Annotated in this window: 13 protein-coding genes; all 13 read left to right on the forward strand. The window is 28.8% G+C overall.

Annotation, left to right across the window (positions count from 1 at the left end):
• Position 1: 1 nt before the first annotated feature.
• The 13 genes from WJW32_RS04100 (at position 2) to WJW32_RS04155 (ending at position 22,342) form a co-directional block, all read left to right on the forward strand.
• Positions 2-3,892: a glycosyltransferase gene (locus WJW32_RS04100; protein WP_340255389.1), complete on the forward strand. Its 3,891-nt coding sequence runs from the start codon at positions 2-4 to the stop codon at positions 3,890-3,892.
• Between the two features lie 18 nt (positions 3,893-3,910).
• A complete protein-coding gene (locus WJW32_RS04105; RefSeq protein ID WP_340255392.1) occupies positions 3,911-5,038 on the forward strand; it encodes a hypothetical protein in 1,128 nt (375 codons plus the stop codon).
• Positions 5,039-5,141: 103 nt separating this feature from the next.
• Entirely contained in the window at positions 5,142-5,432 is a 291-nt protein-coding gene (locus tag WJW32_RS14895) for a GtrA family protein (protein WP_445330209.1), read from the forward strand.
• A 10-nt stretch (positions 5,433-5,442) separates the two neighbouring features.
• Positions 5,443-6,408, forward strand: a complete 966-nt coding sequence (locus WJW32_RS04110) for a glycosyltransferase family 2 protein (protein ID WP_340255395.1) — start codon at positions 5,443-5,445, stop codon at positions 6,406-6,408.
• A gap of 208 nt (positions 6,409-6,616) precedes the next feature.
• Positions 6,617-7,516 carry a glycosyltransferase family 2 protein gene (locus WJW32_RS04115; protein WP_340255398.1) on the forward strand — a complete coding sequence of 300 codons (900 nt, stop codon included), beginning with the start codon at positions 6,617-6,619 and terminating at the stop codon, positions 7,514-7,516.
• Position 7,517: 1 nt separating this feature from the next.
• Positions 7,518-8,921, forward strand: a complete 1,404-nt coding sequence (locus WJW32_RS04120) for an undecaprenyl-phosphate glucose phosphotransferase (RefSeq protein WP_340255402.1) — start codon at positions 7,518-7,520, stop codon at positions 8,919-8,921.
• A 13-nt stretch (positions 8,922-8,934) separates the two neighbouring features.
• On the forward strand, positions 8,935-9,912 hold the full coding sequence (galE, locus tag WJW32_RS04125; protein ID WP_340255405.1) for a UDP-glucose 4-epimerase GalE: 978 nt from the start codon (positions 8,935-8,937) through the stop codon (positions 9,910-9,912).
• Positions 9,909-10,739, forward strand: a complete 831-nt coding sequence (gene rfbD / locus WJW32_RS04130) for a dTDP-4-dehydrorhamnose reductase (RefSeq protein ID WP_340255408.1) — start codon at positions 9,909-9,911, stop codon at positions 10,737-10,739. The genes galE and rfbD overlap by 4 nt, the downstream gene beginning before the upstream one ends.
• Before the next feature lie 11 nt (positions 10,740-10,750).
• On the forward strand, positions 10,751-12,445 hold the full coding sequence (locus WJW32_RS04135) for a phospho-sugar mutase (protein ID WP_340255411.1): 1,695 nt from the start codon (positions 10,751-10,753) through the stop codon (positions 12,443-12,445).
• 140 nt (positions 12,446-12,585) lie between these two features.
• On the forward strand, positions 12,586-14,688 hold the full coding sequence (locus WJW32_RS04140; RefSeq protein ID WP_340255414.1) for an O-antigen ligase family protein: 2,103 nt from the start codon (positions 12,586-12,588) through the stop codon (positions 14,686-14,688).
• Positions 14,689-14,957: 269 nt separating this feature from the next.
• Complete coding sequence (locus WJW32_RS04145; protein ID WP_445330210.1) at positions 14,958-16,055, forward strand: S-layer homology domain-containing protein; 1,098 nt, start codon at positions 14,958-14,960, stop codon at positions 16,053-16,055.
• A gap of 2,923 nt (positions 16,056-18,978) precedes the next feature.
• Complete coding sequence (locus WJW32_RS04150) at positions 18,979-19,302, forward strand: hypothetical protein (RefSeq protein WP_340255420.1); 324 nt, start codon at positions 18,979-18,981, stop codon at positions 19,300-19,302.
• A gap of 613 nt (positions 19,303-19,915) precedes the next feature.
• On the forward strand, positions 19,916-22,342 hold the full coding sequence (locus tag WJW32_RS04155) for an S-layer homology domain-containing protein (protein WP_340255423.1): 2,427 nt from the start codon (positions 19,916-19,918) through the stop codon (positions 22,340-22,342).
• The last annotated feature ends 55 nt before the right edge of the window (positions 22,343-22,397 follow it).

Raw genomic sequence — 22,397 nt, forward strand, 5'->3', positions numbered from 1 at the left:
AATGAATGATATAAATTCAAAAGATTGGTGGAACAATTATTTTATGAATGAATGGGAAAAAAATGGAGGGAAAGAACAATCTTCATTTTTTATGAAAACTATAATTGATAATATTCCACATCTAGTAAAAGAAAAAATAAAAAGTAATTATTCTATATTAGATCTGGGATGTGCTTTAGGTCAAGGGACTAAAATTTTAAAAGAAAATTTTAAAAATAATCATGTTATAGGTATGGATTTTTCAAAAGTAGCTATAGAAAAAGCAAAAGATTTGAACCCTGAACTAGATTTTTATTGTAACAATATTGAAAATTTAGAGAAAAGTTTTGATATTATAATTTCTAGTAATTGTTTAGAACATTTTGAAAATCCTCTTGAAGAATTAAATAAACAATTAAAATATGCAAAAAAGTTATACATTTTAATGGTTCCTTATAATGAAGATCCATTATCTACCTATCACAAAAGTAAATTTTTAGAAAATAGTTTTCCTGAGTATATATGTAAATCTAAATTGATATTTAAAAAAATAATAAATATGAAGAATAGTAGCTATTGGCCAGGGGAGCAGATAATTGCAATATATGAAAAAGAAGAACTTAATATAGAAAATAATTTAAATTTTTCTAGAGTAGAAACTTGGGATGAAATAGCAAATTCTTACAATAATCAAATAACAGAAGAAGAAATAGAAATTACTAAAGAAATAACAAAGATTTTTCATAAATATAATATAAATGAAAATGATAAATTATTAGAATTAGGATGTGGTAGTGGTCATATATCAGGTTTATTAAATAAGCAAGGATTTAATACAACTTTAATTGATTTTAGCAAAGTTGCTTTAGAAAAGTCGAAAAAGTTTTTTGAGTTCTATAATCTAAAAGGGCAATTTATACAAGAAAATATGTTTAAGCTTGATAAAGTTAAACCAATGTATGATGTTATTTGGAATAGTGGAGTTATGGAGCATTTTAATGATGAAGATTTATTAGAAGCTTTTATAGCTATAAGAAAAAAAGTTAAAAAATACTTTATATTTATAGTCCCAAATCCAGAGTCTTTATCATATTTATTTTTCAGATATAATTTAATGTCCAAGGGAAAATGGAGTTATGGCAAAGAATATCTAAGAAGAGACTATGAAAAATTTTTAAATGATAGTGGGTTTGAATTAATAGGGGAGAGATATATAGCTTCTAAAATGACGGAATATTTATTTTCTGTTTCTAATTCCGATATGGATATAAAAGAGTATTTTCATCAATTTGTGGAAAATAATTTACTACCAGAAAAAGAAAAATATTTAAAAATTTACATAGCAGCTCCATCTGAAAATATAAATAATAAAAATACCAAAGAATCAAATGATAAGGAAAACACAGAGAATATTACTGAAATTTTTGATTTAAGAGCTATTATTTTTGGATTAGAAAATAATATAAATATTCTGAAAAACACTAAAAACAATTACGAAACGAAATTAATTGAAAAAGATGAATATATAAAACCATTATTAGATAATTTGAAAGAACAAACTAAAGAGATAGAAGGGCAAAATCAAAAAATAAAAGAACAAACTAAAGAAATACAAGGACAAAATGAAAAAATAGAAGAGCAAACTAAAGAAATACAAGGACAAAATGAAAAAATAGAAGAGCAAACTAAAGAAATACAAGAACAAAATGAAAAAATAGAAGAGCAAACTAAAGAGATAGAAAAACAAGAAAATAATATATTGATTTTAAATGATAGAGAAAGATTATATAGCAAAGAATTAAATCAGATAAAATTTGAATTAAAACAAATTCATAAATCGGATTTTTGGAAGCTAGCATTAAAATATTATAGATTCCGAGATAATGTATGGCCATTTAATAAAATATATAAACATATACAGAAAAAGAATTTAGAAAAACTACAAAAAAACAGAATTGATAACAATATAAATAACTTAAATAATCAAACAAATAAAAATAATAATATAACATCTGAAATAAAGTTTAAAAAACATGAGAAGTATCAGAAAAATGACATATTATTTATGTCTATAATAGATTGGAATTTTAGACATCAAAGACCTCAACATTTAGCATCTTATATGGCAGAACAAGGGCATAGAGTATTCTATTTTAATGCTAATTTTACTGAGAGATCCTTAAAAATTGAAAAATTAACAGAAAAATTAAAGGTGTTAACTTTACCTAATGAATTTGGGCAAAGAATTTATGACATTGATTTTAGTAATCAAATAGGTAAAATAGAAAAACAATTAGATCAGATTATTCTAGAGCATGGAATAAAAGATTGTGTTATATTTGTTGAATATCCAACATGGGTTCCAGCAATACGATTCTTGAAAGAAAAATATAAATTCAAAGTTATATTTGATTATTTGGATGATTTTACAGGATTTAATACAACTAATCCGACTTTGATAGATAGCAATGAAAAACTTTTTAATATGAGTGATCAAATAATTGCAACCTCTCAGTACTTATATGATAAAGCAAAACAAAAAAACAGTAAAGTAACTATTGTTAGAAATGGAACAGAATATAAACATTTTAATGAAGCTTTAGATAGTAGTGAAATAAAAAATAATAAAAGACCTATTATAGGTTATTATGGTGCTATCGCAGAATGGTTTGATATAGCAAAGGTTAAGTATATTGCACAACATAGGCCGGAATGGGATATTATCCTTATAGGGGATAGTACTTATGCGGATGTAGAAGAATTAAAAAACTTAGAAAATGTAAAGTTATTAGGAGAAAAGAAATATCAAGAACTACCAAACTATTTAAAGGATTTTGATGTTTGTATTATACCTTTTAAAACAGATATTGATTTAATTAAAGCAACAAATCCAGTTAAATTTTATGAATATTTAAGTGCAGGAAAAAAAGTAGTATCTACAGAAATACCTGAATTAGAGGAATTTAAAGATAGGTTAGTATATTTAACTAATGACAATGAAAAGTTTTTACAATATACTGAAAAATGTTTATATGATAAGGATGAATTGCTTTCATTAGAAGATAAATTAGAATTTGCTAAAAATCAAGATTGGAAAGAAAGATCTAAAAAAATAGAACAAATAGTTAAGAAAAGACATGGGTTAGTTAGTATTATACTTGTTACTTTTAACAATTTAGAATTTACTAAAGAGTGTATCGATAGTATTTTAAATAAAACAGCTTATCCTAACTATGAATTAGTAATCGTAGATAATAAGTCAAGTGATGATACTCCAGAGTATTTAAAAGAGTTACAAGATAAATACCCTAATATAACTATAATATTAAATGAAGAAAATTATGGATTCGCTAAAGGGAATAATATAGGAATTAAACATGCTAAGGGAGATTATATTATTTTACTTAATAATGATACCGTTGTAACTAAAGGTTGGATTACAGGATTAGTAAAACATTTAGATAGAGATAATAATTTAGGTTTAGTGGGGCCTGTTACAAATTCCATAGGAAATGAATCTAAAATTAATGTTAGTTATAGTAATATTAAAGACATGGATGATTTTGCAGAGGAATATACGAATGTACATTTTAATGAATTATATAAAGATATAGGCGTTTTAGCAATGTTTTGTGTTGCAATAAAAAAAGAAGTATTAGAAGACGTTGGGTATTTAGATGAAAGTTATGGAATAGGGATGTTTGAAGATGATGATTTTTCTTATAGAGTAAAGGGAAAAGGATATAATATTGCTTGTGCTGAAGACGTTTTTATTCATCATTATGGAAGTGTTTCATTTAAAAAAATGGAAGATAAAAAATTTAGAAAAATATTTGAAACTAATAAAAAGATTTTTGAAGAAAAATGGAATACAACATGGACTCCTCACGAATATAGAGAAGGTGTAGAATAAGATAAAAGGAGTTTAAGTATGAATATATTATATTTTTCACCTATATTATGGAATGATTTGAAGCAAAGGCCACAACATATAGCAGAAGAATTATCTTATGAACATAAGGTTTATTATATAGAACCGTCGATTAGCTTTATAAATTCAGTAATAAATAAAAATAATCTATATAAATATAATAAATTTAATGTAAATAAAAATTTAGAAGTTATAAGACCTAGTGGAAAGTACAGACTACCTAAAAGTTTAGAAATTTTTGATGTATTAGGGATTAATAGTTCGTATGAAAAAATTCAATTAAAAAAATTAATACAAAAATGTGATATTATTTGGCTTGGAAGTCCAATATACTATTCTTTGTTTAAAGGTGATAAAGATAAAAAAATAGTATATGACAAAATGGATGATTATGTAACTTTAACTAATAATAAATTACTAAAAAAAATTATAGTAAAAAACGAAGATGAATTAATAAAAAAAGCGTCGATAATTTTCACTACATGTAATATTTTTTTCCAACATATAAAAAATAAAAATAAAAATAAACATGTATTTGTTGTAAATAATGGGGTACCTATTGATTTTGAAAAAACTATAGAGAATGCAAATAATGAAATTGTTAGTGATATTAATAAAATGAAACAAAATGAAAAAGTGATATTTGGATATATAGGAACTATAGATCATTGGTTTGATTATGAGGCTATAAAAAGAATTATAAATCATGATGAAAGATTTCATGTTGTTCTTGTTGGTAAAAATAATATTAATGAATTAGAGCATAATAGAATTCACTATTATGCTCCTGTTTCAAAAAATGAATTGCCTAAAATAATAAATGTTTTTGATTATTGCTTATATACATTTAAGATAAATGAATTTTTAGATACTATAGATCCAGTAAAAATTTATGAATATTTAAGCCTAAATAAAAAAGTTATAGGATGTAAAAGTATAGAAATTGAGAAGTTTAAAAATTATATGACCCTTTATATCAATTATGATTCACTAATACAAATATTGAAGGAACATGAATTTATAAAAAATCCTTTTAATAGTGATGATGAAATTAAAGATTTTATACAAAGAAATAGTTGGAAATCACGTATTCATTTCATAAATGAAAAATTAAGAAAAAAATATTGAGAAAAGTACTAGTGAATTATTTATTATTCTATAATGAATAATTCTATTATGATGTATATAATTTCGCATATAAAACTTAAAAATATTTTGATATAATTATAAAATTTCCACAACTATAGCATTTTTTATATTTATAATTTTTGCATATGTAACAAATAAAATTTGGGTTTTTAAAAGTAATACTAAAGATTTCAAAAGAATAGTTGAAGAATTTTCTAGGTTTTTATTAGCTAGAATTTCAACATATTTTATAGATTTAGTAGGATTGGTTTTATTGGTAGAATATTTAGAATTTAATCAAACGATTGGAAAAATAATAATGAATATAATAATAGTAATTTTAAATTACATATTAAGTAAAAAAGTATGTTTGGAAAATAATTCATATGAATAAAGAGGCGACTATGAAAGTATCAGTTATAATACCTAATTATAATGGTAAGAAATATTTAAAAGATTGTTTAGATTCTTTATATAAACAATCTTTTAATGAATTTGAAGTAATAATAATAGACAATAATTCTAGTGATGGAAGTATAGAATATTTAAGAAATAATTATGTGGATATTATTATACAAGAGTTAGATAAAAACCATGGCTTTTCCAAGGCAGTAAACGAAGGTATAAAAGCAGCTAAAGGAGAGTATGTTGCTTTATTAAACAATGATACAGAAGTTGAAAAAGATTGGCTTGAAAATCTAGTTAATTGTATAAAAAAAGATGAAAAAATATTTTCTGTTTGCAGCAAAATGATTCAATATAATGACAGAGATAAAATAGATGATACAGGAGACGAATATTCAATAATAGGATGGGCATATAAACGCGGAGATGGACGAGATATAGAAAACTATTCTAGGGAAGAAGAAGTATTTAGCTCTTGTGCAGGAGCGGCTATATATAGAAAAAAAATATTTGATGAAATAGGATGTTTTGATGAAAACTTCTTTGCTTACATGGAGGATGTAGATATATCGTATAGAGCTAAGATTCATGGATATAAGAACATATATTGTCCAGACGCTTTAGTATATCATGTAGGAAGTGGAACTAGCGGAAGTAAATATAATGAATTTAAAGTAAAACTTGCAGCTCGAAATAATATATATGTACCTTACAAAAATATGCCTTTAATACAATTGATTATGAATTTCCCGTTTTTATTACTTGGATTCTTTGTAAAATACGTGTTCTTTCTAAAAAAAGGATTTGGGAAAATCTATTTAGAAGGAATAAAAGAAGGATTAACTAATTTACATAAGATAAAGAAAGTTAAGTATCGAAATAAAAATCTTTTTAATTACATAAAAATAGAGTTAGAACTTATAAAGAATACGTTTAAATATGTATTCTTAAAAATAAAAAAATAATCCAATAAATATAAAAATCATATATTATTTTATGTTAAAATAATATATGATTTTATATTATATATAAGTAAATTATGTTAATTTCAATACGTGGATAACATGGATAAGAGAAGAAAAATATCAACTATTTTGAGCAACGGAAACCGTTAGGAGTCGTTGGCGACATGAGCCATGCGATAGCATGATGCGAACTTTAAGGAGAAATATTATGAAATATATAGATTTATCCATAATAATAGTGAATTTTAAGACATATGAACTTACTAAACAGACGATAAATTCTATATTATCTAAAAATCATATTATTAATTATGAAATAATATTAGTTGATAATGCATCAAATGATGGTAGTATAGAAAAAATAGAACAAGGCTTTAAAGAAAAAATAAAGACCAATTTAATAAAGATAATAAGAAATAATAAAAATTTAGGTTTCTCAAAAGCTAATAATATAGGTATACGAATAGCTAAAGGGGAATATATACTCGTATTAAATTCAGATACAGTAATAGTAGATGATTGCGTTGATAAATGTTTAGACTATATAAAAAAAGACAATAAAATAGGTGCATTAGGATGTAAGGTACTTCTTCCTGATGGAAAATTGGATAAGCCATGTAAAAGAGGATTTCCAACTCCAAAGGCGTCTTTATACTATATGTTGAAGTTGGATAAGTTATTTCCTAATAGAAAAAGCTTTGGAGAATACAATTTAACATATTTATCTGAAGATGATATAAATGAAGTAGATTCTTTAGTTGGAGCATTCATGATAATACCAAGGCGTGTTATAGATGAAGTTGGTATGTTTGATGAAGATTTTTTTATGTACGGAGAAGATATAGATTGGTGCTATAGGATAAAACAAGTTGGATATAAGATAATATATTATCCTGAAGCTAAAATAACTCACTTCAAAGGATCTAGTGCAAAGAAGAAGAGATTTAAGACTATATATGAATTTCATAGAGCTATGTATTTGTTTTATAATAAGCATTATAAGTCAAAGTATAGTATACTTACTACATTAAGTATATATTTAGGAATAAGTGTTAAATTAATTATAACTTTATTAATTAATTTATTCAAAAAACAAGGGACGGATTGATATGATAAAACAAAATCAAAGACATTTAAATAGTTTATTGTTATTGATAGATGCTATTTCTGTATTTATATCATTTTTTATATCTTGGTATATAAGATTTGAAAGTAATCTTATTAAAGTATCTAGTGGACATTTGACACTGGAAGAGTACATGAATCCTATTTTGATTATAATACCTGTATATCTTATTATATACAGTATGTTCAGTCTTTACGTTCCACATAGATTCAAGAATATATTTCATGAGTTTTTTAATATATTAAAATCAAATATACTTGGTTTATTGATACTTATAAATATGCTGTATATATATAAAGAAGTTCATTATTCAAGATATCTATTACTTATATTCGTAATTACAAATACTATTGTTACTATAGGTGAAAGAGGATGTATAAGATTAGTTCTTAGAAATATGCGAAAAAAAGGATATAATTTGAAGCACTCTTTAATAGTTGGTTGTAGTGAGTTGACTACTGAGTTCTTAAAGAGAGCTAGAAAGAATAGACATTGGGGATACAATATAGTTGGGATATTTGATGATAATAAAGATATAGGTTCTAGATTTGAAGAACTAAATATTATAGGTAGAACTTATGATTTAGAAGAGTATATCGAAACTCACTATATAGATGAAGTTATTATAACTTTTGATATAAGCGAGTATAAAAAATTGAAATGGGTTATAGGTGTATGTGAGAAAAGTGGAGTTAGAACTCAGATTATACCTGACTATTATAAATATATACCGGCAAGACCATATGTTGAGGAGATAGATGGACTGCCTATTATAAACATAAGGCATGTACCACTTGATAATGTTATTAATAAATTTGTTAAAAGAGTTATAGATATAATAGGATCTTCTATAGCTATTATGCTATTCTTACCTATTATGATAATGACTGTTATGGGTATAAAAATAACTTCTCCAGGACCTGTTATATTCAATCAAGAAAGGGTTGGCCTTAATAGAAAGAAATTCAATATGTATAAGTTTAGATCTATGCATGTTCAAAAAGATGAAGAAGAAAAGGTACAGTGGACTACTAAAAATGATCCACGTAAAACAAAATTTGGATCTTTTATAAGAAAAACTAGTATAGATGAGCTTCCTCAGTTATTTAATGTTTTAAAAGGTGATATGAGCCTTATAGGGCCAAGACCTGAAAGGCCTTATTTTGTAGATAAATTTAAGGAAGAAATACCTAAGTATATGATAAAACATCAAGTAAGACCAGGGATTACTGGATGGGCTCAAGTGAGTGGATGGAGAGGTGATACTTCTATCGAAAAGAGAATAGAGTACGATCTTTATTATATAGAAAATTGGAATATTATATTCGATATGAAGATACTGTTTTATACAGTGTTTAAAGGTTTTGTAAATAAGAACGCATATTAGGGGGGGGATAGAGATGGCTATACTAGTTACAGGCGGAGCAGGCTATATAGGAAGTCATGCTATAAAATATCTTTTAGAAAAAAAAGAAGAGATAATAGTTGTAGACAATTTTTCTACAGGACATAAAGAAGCTTTATTTGGAGGAAAGCTTTATGAGGGAGATATAAGAGATGAAAAATTTCTAGATAAAGTTTTTAAAGAAAATAACATAGATGGTGTTATACACTTTGCAGCTAGTTCATTAGTTGGAGAGAGTATGATTGATCCGTATAAGTATTACGATAATAATGTTAGTGGAACGCTTTGCTTATTAAAGAAGATGAATGAGTATAATGTAAAGAAAATTGTATTTTCATCAACAGCAGCGACATATGGAGAACCTAAGAATATACCTATACTTGAATCTGATGATACATATCCGACTAATACATATGGAGAAACTAAGCTATCTATGGAGAAGATGATGAAGTGGTTTGATAAAGCACATGGCATAAAGTATGTATCACTTAGATACTTCAACGCAGCAGGAGCACATGAAAGTGGAAAAATAGGAGAAAATCATAAAGTAGAGACTCATCTTATACCATTAATACTTCAAGTTCCTTTAGGTAAAAGAGAACATATATACATATTCGGTGATGACTATAATACAGAAGATGGAACTTGTATAAGAGATTATATACATGTTATGGACTTGGCATCAGCTCATTATTTAGCATTTGAATATCTAAGAAAAGGAAATGAAAGTGACATATTCAACCTAGGCAACGGAAAAGGTTTTTCAGTTAAAGAAGTTATAGATACGGCTAGAAACGTAACTAAACATGAAATACCAGCAGTTATTGAAGGAAGAAGAGAAGGAGACCCAGCCGTTTTAATAGCATCTAGCGACAAAGCTAGGAAGATACTTGGGTGGAATCCTAAATATGATGATTTAGATTATATAATAAAGACTGCTTGGAATTGGCATAGAGGAGGAAATATACAATGAAAATATTAGTGACGGGATCCAAAGGTCAGTTAGGAATAGATGTTGTGAATCATCTATCTAGATATTATGAGGTTGTTGGATTAGATAAAGATGATTTGGATATAACTAACTTAGAAAGTGTTTTAAACTGCATAAATGAAGTAAATCCAGATGTAATAATCAACTGTGCTGCATATACTAATGTTGATGGTTGTGAAGAAAATCAGGATTTAGCTTATAAGATAAATGGTATAGGTGCTAGGAACTTGGCTATAGCATCTAATAAAAATGACATCAAACTTGTTCATATATCTACTGATTTTGTATTTGATGGTGAGACTGATAGTGTTTACACTGAGTTTGATAATTCTAATCCTCTTAGTGTATATGGAAAGAGTAAGAAAGCTGGAGAGGACTTCATAAAGAAGATGAGTTCTAAATACTTTATACTTAGAACGGCATGGCTTTACGGAAAGAATGGAAATAACTTTGTAAAGACTATGCTGAGATTAGCTGAAACTAATGACACATTAAAGATAGTAGATGATCAGGTTGGGACGCCTACATTTACGGAGGATCTTGTTGAAGTTATAGCCATGGTTATAAAGACTGAAAAATACGGAACATATCATGTATCAAACGATGGAAAATGTAGCTGGTATGATTTTGCAAAGAAGATATTTGAAATATCTAATGTAGACATTAAAGTTTTACCTATAACAACAGAAGAACTAGGAAGACCAGCAAAAAGACCTAAATACTCAGTTATGAGAAACTATATGTTAGAACTAGAATTTGATTATCACATAAGAAGCTGGGAATCAGCTCTTGAAGGGTATTTTAAATAGAGGAGGTTATTATGGATTATTTAAAAACATATAAAGAATGGATTAATGACCCTTATTTTGAAGATGTTAAAGAGGAACTTTTAAATATAAAAGATGATAAAGAAGAGATAGAAGATAGATTTTACAAAAACCTAGAGTTTGGAACGGCAGGTCTTAGAGGTATAATAGGCGCTGGTACTAACAGGATGAACAAATATACCGTAAGACGTGCTACTTTTGCGCTTAGCAATAAGATAATCAATGAAGGAGATAAAGCAAAAGATAGAGGAGTAGTAATAGCACATGATAATAGACATAAGTCTAGGGAGTTCTGTATAGAAACTGCTAAGACTTTGGCGGCTTGTGGTATAAAGTCTTATATATTTGATGGTTTAAGAGCTACACCTGAGCTTTCTTTTGCTCTTAGACATTTAAAGGCTATATCTGGTATTGTTATAACTGCAAGTCATAATCCACCTGAATACAACGGATACAAGGTATATTGGGAAGATGGAGCTCAAATACTTCCTGATGTTGCAAATGAGATAATAGATGAGGTTAAAAAGATACAAGATTACAGCATGATACCTAGTATAGATTATGATGAAGCTGTAAATCAAAAACTTATAATAGAGTTATCAGATGAAGTAGATACAGAGTTTATAGAAGCTGTTAAAAAACAATCTTTGAGATCAGATATTATAGATAAGGTTTCTGATGAATTTAAGATAGTGTTTACTCCTCTTCATGGAACTGGAAATATACCTGTAAGAAGAGCATTAAAGGAAATCGGATTTAAAAATGTAATGGTAGTTAAAGAACAGGAGATGCCAGATCCTGACTTTAGTACAGTTAAATATCCAAATCCTGAGGAAAAAGAGGCTTTAAAGCTTGGAATAGAGCTTGCTAAGAAAGAAAATGCAAACTTAGTTATAGGAACAGATCCTGATTGTGATAGAGTGGGGATAGCTGTTAAAAACAATGATGAGTATGTATGTCTTAGCGGAAACCAAGTTGGAGCACTGCTGACTAAGTATATTCTAGATAATTTGAGCAAAGATAATAAGCTTTCTAACAACAGTGTAATCATAAATACTATAGTTACATCTGATCTTGGAGAGAAGATAGCTAAGTCTTATAATGTTCAAACGTTAAAGACATTAACTGGATTTAAGTTTATTGGTGAAAAGATAAAACAATTTGAGCAAAATAAAGATAAAAACTTTGTGCTAGGATATGAAGAGAGCTATGGATACTTAGTTGGAACTCATGCAAGAGATAAGGATGCAGTTATAGCATCTATGCTTATATGTGAAATGGCAGCTTATTATTATTCTAAAGGCTTGAATTTATGTGATGAACTAAAAGAGATATACAAGGAATATGGATATTATAAAGAAGACTTAAAATCTATAACCTTAAAAGGAAAATCTGGAAATGATAAAATACAGAATATAATAAAGTTTTTTAGAGAAAATAATATGAATAGTATAGGAAACTTTAAGATATCTGATATAAAAGATTATCAAAATGGAATAGATAATTTACCAAAATCTAATGTATTAAAGTATATATTAGATGATAGTTCTTGGTTTACAATAAGACCTTCTGGAACTGAGCCTAAGATTAAATTTTATTTCTCTGTTAATTCAGATTCACAAAAAAAATCAGATGAGAAGCTGAATACATTGATGGAATGTATAATGGAAAAAATTGATAGCATATAGAAATAAAGCCCCATACTAATCAGTGTGGGCTTTTTTGTATTGGCGGATTGACGAAAAATGACGAAATATGTTGAAGCTGTATGATTTATAATGATATAATTTAGCATTATAGATAATATATATAAGGGAGGATTTGCTTGATGATTTGTGACAACAAGAGGATTGACAGAAGTGTTATTTTATTGGGCATAATATTATTTTTCACACCTTTTTTTAGAGGTTTATTCTTTGAAAAGGAAATGTATAGCTTTATGTTGGTTTTTTCTATACTATTTCTGATCATATCTATTTTTTCTATTAAAAAAGGTGAAACTATAGGGAAACTTTCTATTATAGAGTATTTTGCTTTAGGATTTTTAATTATATATACATTGTCCTTTTTATTTGCAGTAGATAAAGGTGGAGCTATATATGAGATACTTAAAAATGCTTTGTATGTATGCTTATTTTTTATAATAAGCAATAAAGTTAAAAGTGATTGTGAGATAAATTATTTAAGCTATATATATATAGCTAGTGCAGTTGTTGTTGGAATTATAGGGTTTGGTTGTGCATTTAAAACTTTCTCGTATGAAGGTGCTTTTAGAGATGGGATTATAAATTCTACTTTTCAATATCACAATACATTTGGCGCTTATATAGTTGGAGCTTTAGCATTATGTATGGGACAAATATCTAATAAGAATAATATTAAGACGTATGTATTTACTGGTATGTCTTACTTATTATTTTCTTCTCTTGTATTTTCGTATTCAAGAGGGGCTTGGATATTAGCTCCTATTGCTATCCTGCTTGTTATGGCATTGATTAATATAGGTGCAATAAAGAGAGTGCTTATATCGTTAGTTTCTGCTAAAATTGGATTCTTGATTTCGTTCTCAGGAATATATAAGTCGATAGAATCGAGTTCTTCTAAAGGCTGGATGTACATAATATTAGGTACTATAGCTTCTGTAGTTATATGCGCACTATTGGATAAAATAGTTTCAAATATTAAAAAAGTAAGTATTACAAAAAAGCAGGTATTTATACTTATAATAGGTATGAGTATTTTAGGAGTTATCTTGATTTTTAATGATAAGTTTATAAGTATACTTCCAACTAGCATATCTGATAGGTTAAGCAGTATAAATCTAAAGACGTTTACAGTTGTTGAAAGAAATGTTTTTTATAAAGATGCTGTAAGTATTATAAAGGATTATTTCATATTTGGAACAGGCGGTGGGGGATGGCAGGCGCTGTATCCTCAGTATCGAACTTATGAATATACAACTACTCAGACACACAACTACATTATACAAGTATTTATAGAGGTTGGTATAATAGGAGTTGTATCTCTTATTGGATTGTATTTATCAACTTTGTATTCTAGTTTTAAGATATTAAAAAATGATTGTAACGGTAATATAATAGGTGTAATGGTGGCATGTGTAGTTCTTGTAGCACATACTTTTATAGACTTTGATATGTCTATTGGGTCATATTCTATATTTGTATGGAGTATGATAGGTATAGTATCAGCTAAGCATAAATCTAATGAATCTAATGAGTTAAGTGTAGTTAAATCGAAATTAGGATATATACCAATAGTTTTAAGTTTGATAATTCTAGGATATTCTTGTATGTTTAACTTAGGAGACTACAGTTATGATAAAGGTTATAAGGCATTTGAAAGTGAGGACTATGATCAAGCATTAAAGTATTTTTCAAAGGCTTGTAGGTATAAGCCATTCAAAGAGGAATACAAGATTGATTTAGCTAAAGTTCAGTATCACATGGCTAAAAAAAATAAATCAAAAGAGCTTGTTAAAGAAGCATTAAGTAATATGGAGAAGGCGATTAATATAAATGATAGAGATGTATTGGTTTTAACTGAAGCAGCACAACTTTATCTAGGTATAGGTGATTTGAAGAAAGCTGAACAGTTGTTGGATAAGACTATAGAATACTTCCCTTTATCAGATAGTGCTTATGAAACTTATATAAATTCGTACTATGAGCTTGCATTTGGTTTTGCTAGCAAAGATATGAATAAAGCTAAGAAGTATTTTTCTAATATAGTTGATGCGTATGAAACTGTAAATAAGAATAATGACATTCTTGAGGAAAGAAAAAAATCTATATTAGATGGTGTAGAGAATATACCTAAGGGCTATGTAGATGATAGATTTAAAATAGACTTAGACGAGAATACTATAAATAAGGCTTCATATGCTCAGAATATATTAAGTAGTTTGAATTAAATAGATATAAAATTGAGACGGATAAGTGAACTTATCCGTCTTTTTATAATGTAACATTTTATTAAAGGTACTGTAATGCTCCTGTAATTGTATTTGATAATTTATGTGTGTATAATGAATCAAGTAGCGAACGACAAAGTTCGACACGAAAAGGTGGTAATTAAAATCAAATTAAAAAATTATCAAAATTTCGAGGAGGAAAAAGAGATATGAACAACAATAAAAAAGTACTTTCAATAGCATTAGCAGGGGCTTTAGCATTCGGATCAATGGGAGCAGCTTTTGCAGCAGTACCAAAAGATGTTAAGGGAACAGATTATGAAACGGCAGTAGAGAGACTGGTAGCACTTGATATATTAAAAGGATATGAAGATGGAACATTCAAGCCAGAAAAAACAATAACAAGAGCGGAATTCGCAACAGTTGTAGTAAGAGCGTTAGGACTTGAGAGTTCAGCGAAAGCTTCAATGGGAACTACAAACTTTAATGATGTACCTTCTAACCACTGGGCATCAGGATACANAAAAGGATATGAAGATGGAACATTCAAGCCAGAAAAAACAATAACAAGAGCAGAATATGCAACAGTTGTAGTAAGAGCGTTAGGACTTGAGAGTTCAGCGAAAGCTTCAATGGGAACTACAAACTTTAATGATGTACCTTCTAACCACTGGGCATCAGGATACATCAATATAGCATCAGGACTTAAGGTTGTAAATGGTAGAGGAGACGGAGTATTCGATCCAGAGGCACCAGTTAAGTATGAAGAAGCAGTAACTATGTTAGTAAGAGCATTAGGATATGAGCCAGCAGCTAAAGCTAAAGGTGGATACCCAAATGGATACTTAGTAGTAGCTGGACAAGAAGATATAACTGATGATGTAAACGGAGTAATAGGACTTGCAAGTGAAAGAGGAATAGTAGCTCAATTAGTAGATAATTCATTAGAAGTACCTATGATGGTTCAAGTAGGATATGGAGATTCAGCTAAATTTGTAAAGTCAGGAACTGATGGTACAGATGTAGAAACTTTATTAACTGATAAGTTAGATGTTGAGTACACTGAAGATGTATTAACTTTCACTGACTCTCAAAAAGATGATAACAAGGTATCTATAGGATCTAAAGAGTTAGAAGTAATGGAAGGATTCAACTTTGAAGGATTAAAAGATGTTAAAGTTAAGGCATATTTCAATGATGATGATGTATTAGTATCATATGAAGTTCAAGATGATGTATATGTAGATGCTGTTGAAATAACTGTAGACGGTAGTGATATAGAAGTTAAACTAGTTGGAATGGATAAGACTTATGATGNAATGGAACATTCGATCCAGAAGCACCAGTTAAGTATGAAGAAGCAGTAACTATGTTAGTAAGAGCATTAGGATATGAGCCGGCAGCTCAAGCTAAAGGTGGATATCCAAATGGATATTTAGTAGTTGCAGGACAAGAAGATATAACTGATGATGTAAAAGGAACAATAGGACTTGCAAGTGAAAGAGGAATAGTATCTCAATTAGTAGATAATTCATTAGAAGTACCTATGATGATTCAAGTAGGATACGGAGATTCAGCTAAATTTGTAAAGTCAGGAACTGATGGTACAGATGTAGAAACTTTATTAACTGATAAGTTAGATGTTGAGTATACTGAAGATGTATTAACTTTCACTGATTCTCAAAAAGAGGATAACAAGGTATCTATAGGATCTAAAGAGTTAGAAGTAATGGAAGGGTTCAACTTTGAAGGATTAAAAGATGTTAAAGTTAAGGCATATTTCAATGATGATGATGTATTCGTATCATATGAAGTTCAAGATGATGTATATGTAGATGCTGTTGAAATAACTGTAGACGGTAGTGATATAGAAGTTAAACTAGTTGGAATGGATAAGACTTATGATGTATCAGATGATACTCGTGAAGATTTATCAGGACTTACTGATGGACAAGAGTTTGAGTATGCAAAAGTTATATTAGAAGATGGAAAAGTAGTAGCTATTGATACTGTAGATTCATTTGATGGATATATTTTAGTAGAAGATGTTGATAAAGATGTTATATCTGGACATGACGAAGAATTAAACTTAGATGATTATACTGTAATGAAGGNGTTCAACTTTGAAGGATTAAAAGATGTTAAAGTTAAAGCTTATTTCAATGATGATGATGTATTAGTATCATATGAAGTTCAAGATGATGTATATGTAGATGCTGTTGAAATAACTGTAGACGGTAGTGATATAGAAGTTAAATTAGTTGGAATGGATAAGACTTATGATGTATCAGATGATACTCGTGAAGATTTATCAGGGCTTACTGATGGACAAGAGTTTGAGTATGCAAAAGTTATATTAGAAGATGGAAAAGTAGTAGCTATTGATACTGTAGGTTCATTTGATGGATATATTTTAGTAGAAGATGTTGATAAAGATGTTATATCTGGACATGACGAAGAATTAAACTTAGATGATTATACTGTAATGAAGGATGGAGTAGAAATATCAGCTTCTGATATCAAGGCAGGAGATGTAGTATTCTACAACGATTCTAAGGATTTCGCAGATGTATACACTAAAACTATAACTGGTAAAGTTGAAGATGTATTGGAAGATGAATTCACAATGAATAGAGTAGAGTATAACTACGAAAGTGCTTCATATCTAGATTCTGATTCAGAAAAATCAACTGTAGATTTAGCTGATAAGGTTCTTGATATGGAAGGTAAAGAAACTACTATTCATGTAAACAGACAAGGAAATGTTATACTTGTAGATNAGCAGGAGATGTAGTATTCTACAACGATTCTAAGGATTTTGCAGATGTATACACTAAAACTATAACTGGTAAAGTTGAAGATGTATTAGAAGACGAATTCACAATGAATGGAGTAGAGTATAACTACGAAAGTGCTTCATATCTAGATTTTGATTCAGAAAAATCAACTGTAGATTTAGCTGATAAGGTTCTTGATATGGAAGGTAAAGAAACTACTATTCATGTAAACAGACAAGGAAATGTTATACTTGTAGATNAGAAGATGAATTCACAATGAATGGAGTAGAGTATAACTACGAAAGTGCTTCATACCTAGATTCTGATTCAGAAAAATCAACTGTAGATTTAGCTGATAAGGTTCTTGATATGGAAGGTAAAGAAACTACTATTCATGTAAACAGACAAGGAAATATTATACTTGTAGATGTTGATGAAGATTCAGAAGAAACAGGAACGGTAGTAGGATTATTAGATGGAAAGATCAAATCTTATACAAATAGAGGAGAAACTTACTACGGAGTAGATATAATCAATAAAGATGGAAAAGAAGTAAGCTACGATGTTGAGTTTGATGAAGACCTTATAGAAGGAACTGAAGACTTAGATGCTATATCAGGATTAGTAGAGCTTAAGATAGATGTAGATGGAAACTTAGAAGAAATAGTAGTATTAGATTCAAAAGATGTTACTAATGTAGATGTTGATGATAACTATGCTGGTGGATACAAATTAGATGATTCAGCTTTAGTATTCAACACAGAAAAATACACTGATGATGCAGATGATATTAAGATAAGCACTTGGAAAGATGTAGATTTTGATGAGGCTATAAGTGCAACAGTATATGCTGAAGATGGAGTAGTAAAATACATGATAGTTANTAAATTAGATGATTCAGCTTTAGTATTCAACACAGAAAAATACACTGATGATGCAGATGATATTAAGATAAGCACTTGGAAAGATGTAGACTTTGATGAGGCTATAAGTGCAACAGTATATGCTGAAGATGGAGTAGTAAAATACATGATAGTTAAAGATGCAGATAACGATGCAGAAGATGTTACTACAGAAAAGGCGTTAGTAACAGAAGTTAAGAAAGTATCAGGAAAAGACGAGTTAAGAATCAAGGCTTATGTAGGTGGAGTAGAGAAGGTATTCTACACAGATACTAACGAGAAGTTAACTATAGAAGATATAGATAGTGACTTAGCAACTGGACTTGATATGGATGATGCTAAGGCATTAGTAGGAAAAGTAGTAGAGCTTGATATAGATGATGAGACTGGAAAAGTAGTTAATGAAGCAGCGATAGCANCAAGATGCAGATAATGATGCAGAAGATGTTACTACAGAAAAGGCGTTAGTAACAGAAGTTAAGAAAGTATCAGGAAAAGACGAGTTAAGAATCAAGGCTTATGTAGGTGGAGTAGATAAGGTATTCTACACAGATACTAACGAGAAGCTAACTATAGAAGATATAGATAGTGACTCAGCAACTGGACTTGATATGGATGATGCTAAGGCATTAGTAGGAAAAGTAGTAGAGCTTGATATAGATGATGAGACTGGAAAAGTAGTTAATGAAGCAGCGATAGCAGTAATAGCTGGAACAACATTAGCTGATGGAACAGTTACAGTATCTAAGAAAGAAATAACTTCAGGTGGTACAACTTACAGATTAATCTCAGGTGCACAGGTATTTGAGGTAGATGGAACAGATGTAGAAGTTAAGTCAGTATCAGATATAGACTTTACTGATTACACAGTAACAATAATAGAAGATGAAGCTGGAACAACATTTGTTAAGTATGTAGTATTGACTGCTAAGTAATAGATGATTAAAGAAAGAGACCTTAGGGTCTCTTTTCTATTACCTAGACCTATACCGTGTAATATTATATTAATCGTACTGTAATACTCCTGTAATTGTAATAGGATTAATATGAGTATATAATGATTCTTGTAGGAAANACAACATTTGTTAAATACGTAGTATTGGCTGCTAAGTAATAGATGATTAAAGAAAGAGACCTTAGGGTCTCTTTCTTTAATAAAAGGAAATCATTAACATGGTCATAAAAGCCAATGTCAATAAAATTTAACATAATACACCATTAAATTACATCTATGTAAGAATACCCTTGAGAATTACATGAAAATTCCAAAATATGCATAGGTATAATGTGGAAAAATCTAAAATTAAATATATTCTTAGAAATTGTAACATAATTGTAATTGAAATAAGTCACGTATAAGTGTATAATTACCTTGTAGTTTTACATATAAACAAAGCCTTTACAGACATTTTTAGGAAAATGACAATCAAGAAAGAGGCATTACTAGACAAAAAAGACAACTAGAGGGAAATGACAGTTTTTATGTTAAAAATTTCAAATCCTCAACAGACAGAATTAAAAGACAACTAGGTTTAAGGAGGAAATAAAATGAAAAATACAAAAAAAATACTTTCAGTAGCATTAGCTGGAGCTTTAGCATTTGGATCAATGGGTGCAGCTTTTGCAGCAATGCCAACTGATGTTAAGGGAACAGATTATGAAACAGCAGTAGAAAGATTATCAGGACTTAATGTATTAAATGGATACCAAGATGGTACATTCAAACCAGAAAAAACAATAACAAGAGCAGAGTTTGCAGCAGTTGTAGTTAGATCATTAGGACTTGATGCTTCAGCTAAATCTTCAATGGGAGCTACTGGATTTGGTGATGTACCTTCTAGCCATTGGGCGTCAGGATACATAAACATAGCTTCAGGACTTAAGGTTATAAATGGAAAAGCTGATGGAGTATTTGATCCAGAAGCACCAGTTAAGTACGAAGAAGCAGTAACTATGATAGTAAGAGCTTTAGGATATGAGCCAGCAGCAAAAGCTAAAGGTGGATACCCAAATGGATACTTAGTAGTAGCTGGACAAGAAGATATAACTGATGATGTAAAAGGAACAATAGGAACATCTGCTCCAAGAGGAATAGTTGCTCAATTAGTAGATAATTCATTAGAAGTATCTATGATGGTTCAAGTAGGATACGGAGATTCATCTAAATTCGTAAAGTCTGGAACTGATGGTACAGATAAAGAAACTTTATTAGATACTAAATTAGATGTTGCATTTAAAGAAGATGTAGTAGATTTTTCTTCTTCTCAAAAAGATGACAATAAAATAGAAGTTGGAACTAAGGAAATCGAAGTTAAAGACGGATTTAACTTTGAAGGATTAAAAGGAGTTAAAATCAAAGCTTACTACAATGATGATGATGAATTAGTATCATACGAAGCTAAGGATGATGTATACTTTGATGCTATAGAAGTAGATAAAGATGGATCAGACTTAGAAATCAAATTAGTAGGAATGGATAAGACTTACAAAGTTACTGATAGCGCTTATGAGCGTGATTTATTCACATCTATAGCAGATGGAGATAAATTTGAATATGCTAAAGTTATAGTAGAAGATAGTAAGGTAGTTGGACTTGACGCTATAACTTCAATGGATGGATACATCTTAGTAGAAGATGTTGAGAAAGATGTTATATCTGGACATGATGAAGAAGTTGATTTAGAAGATTACGTTATAATAAAAGATGGAGTAGAAATCAAGGTTTCTGATATCAAAAAAGGAGATATAGTATTCTACAACGATTCTAAAGATTTCGCAGAAGTATACACTAAGACTGTAACTGGAAAAATCGAAGATGTATTAACTGATGAATTCACAATAAAGGGAGTAGAATATAACTATGAAGGTGCATTCTACTTAGATGAAGATTCTGAAAAATCTACTACAGATTTAGAAGATAAAGTTAATGATATGGAAGATAAAGAAACTACTATCTATGTAAATAGAAAAGGTGACGTTGTTCTTATAGATGTTGATGAAGATTCTGAGAATACAAGCAAAATAGTTGGATTCTTAAAGAATGGATCTATTAAGAAATTTGAAAATAGAGGAAAAGATTACTATGCAGTTGATATAATCAATAAAGATGGTAAAGAAGTAAGTTATGATGTTGAAGTTGAAGATGATGTTATAGCTGGAACTGAAACTATAACTGATAATAAAGTTGATGGAATAACTGGATTAGTAGAGCTTGAAATAGATGAAGATGGAAATGTTAAAGAAATAGTTGTATTAGACAATGATACAGATAGCGACATAGATGTTAAAGATGACAATTATGCTGGTGGATACAGATTATCTGATGATGTATTAGTATTCAATATAGAAAAGTATGACTACGCTGATACAGATGCAAAAGATATTAAGATAAGCACTTGGAAAGATGTATCTTTTGATCAAGTTACAGATTCTGTAGTATATGCTAAAGACGGAAAAGCTAAGTATATACTTGTAATGGATGCTGATAATGATTCAGAAGAATCTACAACTGAAAAAGCTTTAATAACAGAAGTTAAGAAAGTTTCTGGAGAAGATGAGTTAAGAATCAAAGCTTACGTAAATGGAGAAGAGAAGAGATTCTACACAGACACTAACGAAAGATTAGATATAAATAACTCAGGATTCGATATGACTAAAGCTGAAGCTTTAGTAGGAAAAGTTGTTGAATTAGAAATAGATAAGAAATCTGGAAAGGTTGTTAATACAGATTTAGATACATTATCAACTACTACAGTACCAGGTACTGCAACTGTTAAGATATCTGCTAAAGAAATAATATTTGGTGGAGATACTTACAGATTAATATCTGGAGCAAAAGTATTCGATGTAACTGATTCATCTGATGTAACTGTTGAGTCTGTATCAGATATCAAGCTTGACGATTACAATGTTGAGTTAGTTTTAGATGAAGCTGGAACTACATTCGTTAAGTACGTATTATTAACTAAAAAATAATATTTATAAATTGATTTTATAAATTAATAAAGTAAGAGAAGGAATTATTCCTTCT

This window comes from Tepidibacter sp. Z1-5 (assembly GCF_037844525.1).
Taxonomy (GTDB): Bacteria; Bacillota; Clostridia; order Peptostreptococcales; family Peptostreptococcaceae; genus Tepidibacter_A.

Excerpts from the sequence above, each read along its gene's own strand:
- WJW32_RS04100 (WP_340255389.1), top strand. The coding sequence starts at position 2 with ATGAATGATATAAATTCAAAAGATTGGTGGAACAATTATTTTATGAAT.
- WJW32_RS04105 (WP_340255392.1), top strand. The coding sequence starts at position 3,911 with ATGAATATATTATATTTTTCACCTATATTATGGAATGATTTGAAGCAA.
- WJW32_RS04110 (WP_340255395.1), top strand. The coding sequence starts at position 5,443 with ATGAAAGTATCAGTTATAATACCTAATTATAATGGTAAGAAATATTTA.
- WJW32_RS04115 (WP_340255398.1), top strand. The coding sequence starts at position 6,617 with ATGAAATATATAGATTTATCCATAATAATAGTGAATTTTAAGACATAT.
- WJW32_RS04120 (WP_340255402.1), top strand. The coding sequence starts at position 7,518 with ATGATAAAACAAAATCAAAGACATTTAAATAGTTTATTGTTATTGATA.
- galE (WP_340255405.1), top strand. The coding sequence starts at position 8,935 with ATGGCTATACTAGTTACAGGCGGAGCAGGCTATATAGGAAGTCATGCT.
- rfbD (WP_340255408.1), top strand. The coding sequence starts at position 9,909 with ATGAAAATATTAGTGACGGGATCCAAAGGTCAGTTAGGAATAGATGTT.
- WJW32_RS04135 (WP_340255411.1), top strand. The coding sequence starts at position 10,751 with ATGGATTATTTAAAAACATATAAAGAATGGATTAATGACCCTTATTTT.
- WJW32_RS04140 (WP_340255414.1), top strand. The coding sequence starts at position 12,586 with ATGATTTGTGACAACAAGAGGATTGACAGAAGTGTTATTTTATTGGGC.
- WJW32_RS04150 (WP_340255420.1), top strand. The coding sequence starts at position 18,979 with ATGGATGATGCTAAGGCATTAGTAGGAAAAGTAGTAGAGCTTGATATA.
- WJW32_RS04155 (WP_340255423.1), top strand. The coding sequence starts at position 19,916 with ATGAAAAATACAAAAAAAATACTTTCAGTAGCATTAGCTGGAGCTTTA.